The following is a 1,146-nucleotide window of genomic DNA, read 5'->3' on the forward strand; positions in this document are numbered from 1 at the left end:
GCCCCGCCTCGCCAAACCCGTCATGCTACCGCCTGCCGATGCCGCCAAATTAGAGGCGATTGTCAAAAAAGGCACCCACAAGAGCCGCAAAATCGCGCGCGCCCGGGCCCTGCTGGCCATGAACAGCGGCAAAGGAGCGGCCGCCGTGCAGGCCGAAGTGGGCATTTCTACCACCCAGTACTACCGCCTCAAGGGCCGCTACCTGGCCGGGGGGCTCGCCCAGGCGCTGGAAGAGCGCCCGCGCAGCGGGCAACCGCCGAAGGTGACGCCCGCCCTGGAAGCCTGTATCACCAGTCTGGCGTGCAGCGACTTGCCGACCGGCGCGGCCCGTTGGACGCTCTCCCTACTCAACGAAACACTCGTTTCCCTCGACTACGGACCGGCCATTTCCAAGGAAACGATTCGCCAGGTGTTAAAAAAAGCCAGCTCAAGCCCTGGCTAAAAGAAATGTGGTGCATCGGCACCATCACGGGCGAGTACCTGGCCAACCTGGAGGACGTGCTCGACGTCTACAGCGCCCCGGCCGCCGCAGGGGTGGTGCGCCTGTGTTTTGACGAGCGGCCCTGCCAACTGCTCGACCACGTGCTCACGCCGCTACCGCCCAAGCCCAACGCGACCCAAAAAGAACACCAGGAGTACGTGCGAAAGGGCATTTGCAACGTGCTGCTGGCCTACAACCTCGACACGGGCCAGCGCCACTTGCAGGTAACGACGACCAAAAACAAGGGCGATTACGCCCGTTTTATGAACTGGCTCGTGCACACCCACTACCCCGAGGCGGCGAAAATTCAGCTCGTGCAAGACAACTACTGTACCCACGCCTACGGGGCCTTTTACGAACACCTGCCCCTCGAAACGGCCCGCCACCTGCGCCACACCCTCGACTTTCACTACACGCCCAAGCACGGCTCCTGGCTCAACATGGCTGAAATCGAATTTGCTGCCCTTTCCCGCCAGTGCCTGGACCAGCGCATCGGCACCCAGCAACGGCTCGAACAAGAGGCCTTGGCCTGGCAAGCCAAGCGCAACGCCGCCGCCACCAAAGTCAATTGGTCTTTCACCACCGAAAAGGCCCGCGATAAGTTGAAAAACAGATACGCTGAACTGACCAAAGTAACTAACGAAATTAAACTGTCAGACCACTAG

2 protein-coding genes are annotated in these 1,146 nt (G+C 61.1%); both read left to right on the forward strand.

Translation table 11 applies throughout. From position 1 onward, the window contains the following. Nucleotides 1-442: helix-turn-helix domain-containing protein (locus E4631_RS25640; protein WP_205704326.1), on the forward strand; the 442-nt coding region annotated here is incomplete at its 5' end. 5 nt (nucleotides 443-447) lie between these two features. Beyond that, complete coding sequence (locus E4631_RS25645; protein WP_133657722.1) at nucleotides 448-1,146, forward strand: transposase; 699 nt, start codon at nucleotides 448-450, stop codon at nucleotides 1,144-1,146.

The sequence above is a fragment of the Hymenobacter sp. UV11 genome (assembly GCF_004684095.1).
GTDB lineage: Bacteria > Bacteroidota > Bacteroidia > Cytophagales > Hymenobacteraceae > Hymenobacter.

Coding starts and splice junctions, on each gene's coding strand:
- E4631_RS25645 (WP_133657722.1), top strand. CDS start 448: ATGTGGTGCATCGGCACCATCACGGGCGAGTACCTGGCCAACCTGGAG.